This is a genomic window from Gordonibacter sp. (genome assembly GCF_036667095.1).
In the GTDB taxonomy this organism is placed as follows: Bacteria; Actinomycetota; Coriobacteriia; order Coriobacteriales; family Eggerthellaceae; genus Gordonibacter.
Genome location: NZ_JAVWUP010000002.1, coordinates 31,257 through 39,110 on the forward strand (window position 1 = coordinate 31,257; position 7,854 = coordinate 39,110).

The 7,854-nt window shown below is 64.5% G+C and carries 7 protein-coding genes; all 7 read right to left on the reverse strand.

All coding sequences use genetic code 11. From position 1 onward, the window contains the following. Nucleotides 1-58: 58 nt before the first annotated feature. The 7 genes from RR842_RS00430 to RR842_RS00460 are packed head-to-tail and all read right to left on the reverse strand — an operon-like array spanning nucleotide 59 to nucleotide 7,698. Nucleotides 59-613, reverse strand: coding sequence for a 4Fe-4S dicluster domain-containing protein (locus tag RR842_RS00430; protein ID WP_332511731.1), 555 nt, complete (start codon nucleotides 611-613; stop codon nucleotides 59-61). Then, a complete protein-coding gene (locus RR842_RS00435) occupies nucleotides 610-1,383 on the reverse strand; it encodes a 4Fe-4S dicluster domain-containing protein (RefSeq protein WP_332728782.1) in 774 nt (257 codons plus the stop codon). The genes RR842_RS00430 and RR842_RS00435 overlap by 4 nt, the downstream gene beginning before the upstream one ends. Continuing rightward, on the reverse strand, nucleotides 1,380-3,749 hold the full coding sequence (fdhF, locus tag RR842_RS00440) for a formate dehydrogenase subunit alpha (protein ID WP_332728783.1): 2,370 nt from the start codon (nucleotides 3,747-3,749) through the stop codon (nucleotides 1,380-1,382). The genes RR842_RS00435 and fdhF overlap by 4 nt, the downstream gene beginning before the upstream one ends. 5 nt (nucleotides 3,750-3,754) lie before the next feature. Next, the gene (locus RR842_RS00445; protein ID WP_332728784.1) at nucleotides 3,755-4,453 is read right to left on the reverse strand and encodes a 4Fe-4S dicluster domain-containing protein; all 699 of its coding nucleotides are present in this window, start codon (nucleotides 4,451-4,453) and stop codon (nucleotides 3,755-3,757) included. A gap of 1 nt (nucleotide 4,454) precedes the next feature. Continuing rightward, nucleotides 4,455-5,342 carry a bifunctional 5,10-methylenetetrahydrofolate dehydrogenase/5,10-methenyltetrahydrofolate cyclohydrolase gene (locus RR842_RS00450; RefSeq protein WP_332511727.1) on the reverse strand — a complete coding sequence of 296 codons (888 nt, stop codon included), beginning with the start codon at nucleotides 5,340-5,342 and terminating at the stop codon, nucleotides 4,455-4,457. 16 nt (nucleotides 5,343-5,358) lie between these two features. Beyond that, nucleotides 5,359-5,970 carry a cyclodeaminase/cyclohydrolase family protein gene (locus RR842_RS00455; RefSeq protein ID WP_332511725.1) on the reverse strand — a complete coding sequence of 204 codons (612 nt, stop codon included), beginning with the start codon at nucleotides 5,968-5,970 and terminating at the stop codon, nucleotides 5,359-5,361. A 60-nt stretch (nucleotides 5,971-6,030) separates the two neighbouring features. Then, on the reverse strand, nucleotides 6,031-7,698 hold the full coding sequence (locus RR842_RS00460) for a formate--tetrahydrofolate ligase (RefSeq protein WP_332511724.1): 1,668 nt from the start codon (nucleotides 7,696-7,698) through the stop codon (nucleotides 6,031-6,033). Between the last annotated feature and the right edge of the window lie 156 nt (nucleotides 7,699-7,854).

Below are 7,854 nucleotides of genomic sequence, written 5' to 3' on the forward strand. Positions count from 1 at the left end.
TCTTCTCGAATAATCTTTCCTACCCATAAAAACGCCGGCCCACCTGCACCTGCCGCTTTTATGCGCCCCGCCTCATCCCCGAGCGCCGGGCGGCGGCTTTCGCGTCATGGATGCGCTTGCAGTCGGGGCAGATGCCGGTCAGCGCGAGAGCACGCGCAGCGTCGGCGTGCTCCTCTTGCGCGAGCAGGGCGTTGGCGTACTCTACTTCCTTGTTGGTGGCGTAATAGCGGCCGCACGAGGCGCATTCGCGCAGGGCGAACAGGCAGCGCTTGGGAGGCTCGGGGTCGTCGGCAAAGTCGGCGCCGGGGATAAGATCCATGGCGCCGGTCGGGCACACCGGGCAACAACGACCACATTGGGTGCAATCGGCCAGGTCCAGCGTCCACACCAGCATACCTTCGTCCTCGTCGATGAAGATGCGGATGGCATTCGTCTCGCAGGCCGCAGCGCAGGCCGCGCAGGCGATGCAGCGGCCGAAGTCGTGGTGGGGCTTGCCTTGCACGTCGGGAGCGGCACCGATGCCGTTGCCGCCAGCAAGACCGCGTGAACGTCCGGCAGCATGGGCTCGGCCGCCGGAAATAGGGTTGGGGACCCGTGGCTTGATCGGACTCACAAGCGCACCTCCTTGCCTGGTTCGCCATCGGCACGGGACCTCTCAGCCTCGGCAGCTTTTCGGGACGAAGCGTCCGCGACGCTTCCTTTGCTCGGGCGGGTCGTGCCCTCGAGCATGCACGTAGTCGACGAAGCGGCTTCTTCGACTACAGCAGCAGACGTTGTCGCAACCTCCTCGGCCTCCAGCAGGTCGTACAACTCGGCTATGCCCTGCATGGCAACCTGGGATTTTTCGAGGGCCTCGGAGCGCCGCGCTCGCGACAAGTGGCGCAGTGCGCTTTCGTCCACCAGCGACAGGGCTTTTGTGGGACAGGCGTCGATGCAGCGCGGGCCATCGGGCGCCTTCGCGCATAGGTCACAGACGACGACTCCGGTGTACGCGCCGGTTTCCTTCTGCCGCAGCAGACCTGCCGAGCGCGCCGACGAGGCGCGGCTGTAGGGGGCCGCCTTCACGTGCGCCGTCGAGGGAGCCGAGGGGTACACCGCCCCGAACGGGCACACGAGCGCGCACAGCAGACAACCCGTGCAGCGTCCCTCGTCCACCTGCAAACGATCACGCTCCTGCACGATAGCCCCTTCGGGACACACGGACAGACACGGGGCGCCTTCGCACTGATGACAGGTCACCGCCGCAGAAACCTCGCGCGTCTTCACCAGCGAGATGCGCGATGCCGGGCGCAGCGCACGCTTGCGGTGCGCCTCGCTGCACGTTACCCGGCAGGCACCGCAGCCGATGCAACGTGCAGGGTCAGATACGACGAAGCGGTTCATACGAACGTTTCCTCATCATCGCCGCCGAGCAACGCCGGGTTCAGCGTCGAGGGCCTGCCGGGCAACGGGGCGCTTGCGCGGGGGGCGCCAGCCTGCGAGCCCCCAGCAGCCTCACCTGCAACCGCCTCGCCACCGTCGATCTCGCCCGCAGCAGCCTCGTCGCCCGCAGCCTCCGCACCGGCATCGCCCGCCGGCAGGTTCTGCCGGTCGGCCTCGGCGGCAAGGTGAGCCTTCAGGTCGCGGTACATCTTCTGCAAATGCTGCTCGGCCCCTGCCTGGTCGGGAATAGCCTCCACCTGACAGGCGCTGTACTTGTCCTCGGGTGTGCCGGATTCGCTGTCGGTGGCATGGATAGTCAGCTCGTTGCACTTCCCCACCCACCATTGGTAGGTCATGTATACGGCACCGTCGTTGATGCGCTCGTCCACGGCCGCACGCGCGATGATCTTGCCGCGGCGCGAGTACACCCACACCAGCTGCTCTTCGTCGATGCCGCGCGCGTCGGCGTCCTGGGGGCTGATGCTCACATAACCAGGCTCGTCGGCCAGCGCGGCCAGCGCTTTGCAGTTGCCGGTCATCGAGCGGCACGAGTAATGGCCCACCTCGCGCACGGTGCACAGCACCAGCGGATAGGCATCATCAGGCTCCTCGGTGGGAGGACGCCACTCGGCCGCACACAGGTGGCCCTTGCCATCCGGCGTGGTGAAGGTTCCGCCCTCGAACAGCTCCGGGGTTCCGTTGTTGTTCGGGTCATCCGCCGCCTCGGCGAAAACGGGCCACTGGGCATAGCCGAGGCCCGCCATCTTCTCGTAGGTAGCTCCGGCGAACTGCGGGCAAAGCGAGCGTACCTCGTTCCAAATCTCTTCCGTGTCGCGATAGGCCATAGGGTAGCCCATGCGCGTCGACAAGTCGGCGAATATCTCCCAGTCGTGGCGGCACTCGCCCTTGGGCGGCAGTGCGGCGGTGGTGCGCTGGAACGAACGGTCGGAGGCGGTGAACACGGCGTCGTGCTCGCCCCACGAAGTGGCAGGCAGCACCACGTCGGCCAGCGCCGTGGTCTGCGTCATGAAGATGTCCTGGCTGATAAGCAGGTCGAGCCCTTCCAGCGTGCGCTGCATCTGGGCCGTATCGGGCTCGGTCTGCAGCGGATCCTCGCCGAAGTTGTAGAACGCGCGGATGGTGCCGTCGGCCACTCCATGTGGCAGGTCGGTAAGCTTCCAGCCCTCTTCGAGCGACAAATGCTCTTCGGGAACACCCCAAGCAGCGGCGAACTTCGCACGCACCGCCGGATCGTCCACGCGCTGATAGCCGGGATAGAGGCTCGGCCACATGCCCATGTCGCACGAACCTTGCACGTTGTTTTGGCCGCGCACGGGGGCCAGGCCGCTGTTCGGCTTGCCGATGTGTCCCGTGATCAGCGCCAGCGCTGCGATAGCGCGCACGGTCTGCACGCCCTGCACCTGCTGCGTCACCCCCATACCCCAACCGATCACGGCCGTTTTCGCCGTGGCATAGCGACGCGCCGCCTGACGGATGACCTCGGGGGGCAGGCCACACGTGGCAGCCACGTCTTCGGGCGCATAGTTCTGCACCACGGCCCACCAGTCGTCAAAGCCCTCGGTATGCTCGTCGATGAAATCCCAGTCGGCCAAGTCCTCGTCGATGACGGTATAGGCTAGGGCGTTCACCAACGCCAGGTTCGAGCCGTTCTCCAGCGGCAGGTACATATCGGCGATGCGGGCTGACTCGATAACGCGCGGGTCGCACACGATCAACTGAGCCCCGCGCTCTTTCGCACGCACGATACGACGCGCCACGATAGGATGGCTCGCCGCCGGGTTGTAGCCAATGAGCAGGATGCAATCCGTGCGCTCCAGCACAGGAATGCTCACGCTCATGGCACCAGAGCCCACGCATTCCATGAGGCCGATGACGCTGGCCGCATGGCAGGTACGAGCGCAGTTGTCGATATTGTTCGTGCCCAAGCAGGCGCGTGTGAACTTCTGCATCACGTAATTGGCCTCGTTGCCAGCCCCGCGCGACGATCCCGTGAGCATGACCGCTTGGGGGCCGTGCTCCTCGATAATGGTCCGCAGGCGGCTGGCGGTGAAATCCAGTGCCTCATCCCAGCTCACGCGCTCAAGCGGTGCGCCCTTCTCGCGGCGGATCATAGGATGGTAGAGGCGCGGCGTGAGTATCTTCGTATCGTTGATGAAATCGTAGCCGTACAGGCCCTTCAGGCACAGCTCACCTTCGTTCGTGACACCGTCCAGCCCTTCGACCTCGATGACCAGGCCGTTTTCTACCACGAGGTTCATCTTGCATCCCGCTCCGCAGTACGGGCATACGGCCATGTGCTTCTCCATGGGGCTTACCTTTCCTCGTCCAGGTCGGCGTTGAGCGTGATGGTTGCAAACGATGCTGCCGCACGGGCAGCAGCCTTGCGCTTCGCTTGTTTGCCGCGCTCCAGCATCTGCGGGTCAATCAGGCGCAGAGCCTTCGTGGGGCAGGCCGCGGCGCAGGCCGGACCGTCTGCATGGTCGATGCACAAGTCGCACTTCACGACCGTGGACACCGTGCTGCGACGCTTTTTGGCACGCGCGCGAACGCGGTCCCGGGCACTGGGCTTGGGCTTGTCGGTTGCTTTAGCGTCGGGAATGCGGGCAGCTTCCTCGCCCGCAGCCTGGGGAGCAGTCGCGGCATCTTCCGCCTTGGGCGAGGGCGCCGGCTCGGGAGGGGCGGGGCGGGTGACGATATCGACCGCACCGTAGGGGCAGGCCAACACGCAGTTGCGGCAGCCGATGCACTTGTCGGGATGCACACCCACGTGCTCGTCATCGACGTAAAGGCAGCCCGTCGGACAGGCATCAGCGCAGGGTGCCTCGGCACAGTGATGGCAGCCCACGGGAGCAGAAATAGTACGCGTTGTGACCAGCGCCAAACGCGGTACCGCCACGTCGTCCGACACGTCGTGGCGCACCAGACAGGCAGCCAGGCATGTTTTGCAGCCGATGCACACGCTGGGATCGGCCATGACGAACTTGCGGCTTACCGGATACGCCCCTAACACGCTAGCGATTCTCCCCTTCGACAGCCCCGCCGGAAGGCGCGGCAAGCAAGCGTTCGGCCGCCTCCACCACATGCGCCATCGTCACCGACGTAGTCACGGTGCCGATACCCCGTGGCACCGGCGTGATAGCCGCCACGACAGGCTCGGCCGCGTCGAAGTCCACGTCACCGCAGAGATTCCCCTCGTCGTCAAAATTGATGCCCACATCCAGCACCGTTTGGCCCGGGCTGAAGTAGTCGGCTCCGAACATACGGGCCCGACCTGTCGCGCAGATAACGATATCAGCAGCACGGCACACACCCGCCAAGTCGTCTGTGCGCGAATGGCACATGGTCACGGTGGCATTCTTCGCCAGCAGCATCATGGACACCGGCTTGCCCACCACCAGGCTGCGCCCTACCACCGCCACATGCTTTCCTTCCAGCGGTACGTCGTAGCAGGCGAGCATTTCCATACAAGCCGCCGCCGTGGCAGGCGGAAAACCCGTCGAACCATCGGTGAACACCGAGGCCAACGAGTCCAGCGTGATGCCGTCGATATCCTTGGACGCAGCGAGCGCCGCACAGGCACGCGCGTCGTCGATATGCGCCGGCAGCGGACGGAACAGCAGGCAGCCATGGATACCCGCATCGTTGCTTGCGGTATGCAGCGCCGCCTCCAGCTCCCCCTGGGAGGCCGCCGCGTCAAGCACGATCGAGCGCACCGCAATGCCCAGCGACTCGGCGCGCTTGCAGGCCGTGCGCTCGTAGGACAAGTCGTCGGGGCGCTCGCCCATGCGCACAAGGGCCAAGGTAGGCTGCACGCCGGCGCTCTTCAACGCCTCGATACGCGGTCCCAGATCGGCGGCGATGCGGTCAACGACACCCTTGCCCAACAACAGATCGGCCATACGGTTTTCAGCTCCTTTAGGAAACAGCAGTTTTCACAAAATCGAACAGCTCGTCGCAACGCTCGCGCGTGCGAGCGGCAAGCAACTCGGCCTCGCCCCGGTAGCGCGCGACCGCCTGGGCATCGTCCATAGAGGCCACGTTGATGAACACGTTCAAACTGGCGCCGTCGGACGCTGCGCGGGCAAACGCCGCCGCCACGCCCGCATCCGAGCGAACCATCTTGCTGCCATGGTGAGCCAAGAAGTCGATCTCGTCCACCGCCGAAGCCGTCGCCCGCATGATCTCCATCGGCACGTCGCACGCCGCATACAACGCTGCCTGCAAGGCCTCGTTTTTGGCAGCCTTCTCCTCGTCGGTATCCTTCGGCATGCGGTACGCCGCCGCCAACGGCTCAAAGGCCCGAGCATCCTCGCCCACCAGTTCGACCAAACGCCCGCGCAGCCCTTCCAGCCGCACGAGCGAATCTTTCACCTGCTCTTCCACGTCGGCGTACGTCTTCTTGCCCACCGTGAAGTTCCCCACCATGGAAGCCGCCGCGCAAGCCAGCGCCCCCACGTAAGCCGAAGCCCCGCCGCCACCCGGTGTCGGAGCGGATCCGGCTAATTCATCAATAAAGGTCGTATCCACGCGAAACTCCCTTCCAAAAACTCTCCATCACCACGTCGCCGAAGCGAAGCAGCTCGCAGGTTAAAAGAGCCCCGAAATCTTCCCTGTCTCGTCAACATCGATACGCTCGGCTGCCGGAACCTTAGGCAACCCCGGCATGGTCATGATGTCGCCCGTCAGCGCCACCACAAAGCCCGCACCTGCCGACACCTTCGCATTGCGCACCGTGATGCGGAAGCCACGCGGCGCACCGAGTTTTGTCTGGTCGTCCGAGAAGCTGTACTGCGTCTTCGCCATGCACACGGGCATACCACCGAAGCCCAGCTTCTCCAGCTTCTGCAACTCGGCCGCAGCCTTCGGCTCGAAGTCCACGCCGTCGGCCCGGTACACGCGCGTCGCAATGGCCTCGATCTTCTGAGCCAGCGACAGATCGTCCTCGTAGGAGAACGCAAAGTCGTTGGGCTCCTCGCACAGGCGCACCACCTCGTCGGCCAGGGCTAGACCACCCTCGCCACCGCGCGCCCACACCTCGGACAGTGCCACGTTCACGCCCAGCTCACGACACTTCTGCTCCACGAGCGCAAGCTCGGCCGGCGTGTCGGTCGGAAACGCGTTGACGGCCACGACGCACGGCAGCTGGTACACCTGCGTGATGTTCTCCACATGCTGCAACAGGTTCGGCAGACCGGCTTCGAGAGCAGCCAGGTTCTCCTCGTTCAGATCGGCTTTCGCCACGCCGCCGTGGTTCTTCAGCGCGCGCACCGTGGCCACTACCACTACCGCGTCGGGCTTGAGCCCCGCCAGGCGGCACTTGATGTCCAGGAACTTCTCCGCACCCAGATCGGCACCGAAACCGGCCTCCGTCACACAGTAGTCGCCCAGAGCCAACGCCATGCGCGTGGCCATGATGGAGTTGCAGCCATGTGCGATGTTGGCGAAGGGGCCGCCGTGCACGAACGCCGGCGTGCCCTCGAGCGTCTGCACCAGGTTCGGCTTGAGCGCGTCTTTCAGCAGCGCAGCCATAGCACCTTGCGCCTTCAGGTCGCCCGCCGTGACGGGTGCATCGTCGCGCGTGTAGCCCACGACGATGCGAGCCAGACGCTCTTTCAAGTCGGTGATGGAAGAGGACAGGCAGAAGATAGCCATAATCTCAGAGGCCACGGTAATGTCAAAGCCGTCTTCGCGGGGGAAGCCGTGGGCTTTGCCGCCCATGCCGTCCACCACGTTGCGCAGCTGGCGATCGTTCATGTCCACGACGCGCTTCCAGGTGATCTTGCGCACGTCGATGCCCAGTTCGTTCCCTTGCTGAATATGGTTGTCCAGCATAGCGGCCAGCAGGTTGTTCGCGGCTCCTATGGCATGGAAATCGCCCGTGAAGTGCAGGTTGATATCCTCCATGGGGATAACCTGGGCGTATCCGCCGCCAGCGGCGCCACCCTTGATACCGAACACGGGCCCGAGCGACGGTTCGCGCAGCGCCACGACCACGTTCTTGCCACGCTGCGCCAGCGCGTCGGACAAGCCTACCGTCGTGGTGGTCTTGCCCTCTCCGGCCGGGGTCGGATTGATGGCCGTAACCAAGATAAGCTTGCCCGGCGTGTGCTCCTCGCGCACAAGCAGGTTGTAGTCGACTTTCGCCTTGTTCGTACCGTACAGCTCCAAATACGTTTCCGGAACGCCCGCCTTCTCGGCGATGACGCCGATATGCTTAGGGGTGGTCGCCTGGGCAATCTCGATGTCGCTCAACACGTCGGGGCCTCTCTTTCCGCAGCCTGGTCTTGTTACCCCAGCATTCTACTGGTTTTGCCTCATACGGGCACGCGCAATCCTCCAAGCGCGCAAGAATGGCAAGTATTCAGCTTTTAAGAAGGTCTGCTAAAAAGAGAAACTTCCCTTCATTTGCTG

Bases quoted from the DNA above. Each gene is read 5' to 3' on its own strand.
- RR842_RS00435 (WP_332728782.1), bottom strand. From the start codon at position 1,383: ATGAACCGCTTCGTCGTATCTGACCCTGCACGTTGCATCGGCTGCGGT.
- fdhF (WP_332728783.1), bottom strand. From the start codon at position 3,749: ATGGAGAAGCACATGGCCGTATGCCCGTACTGCGGAGCGGGATGCAAG.
- RR842_RS00450 (WP_332511727.1), bottom strand. From the start codon at position 5,342: ATGGCCGATCTGTTGTTGGGCAAGGGTGTCGTTGACCGCATCGCCGCC.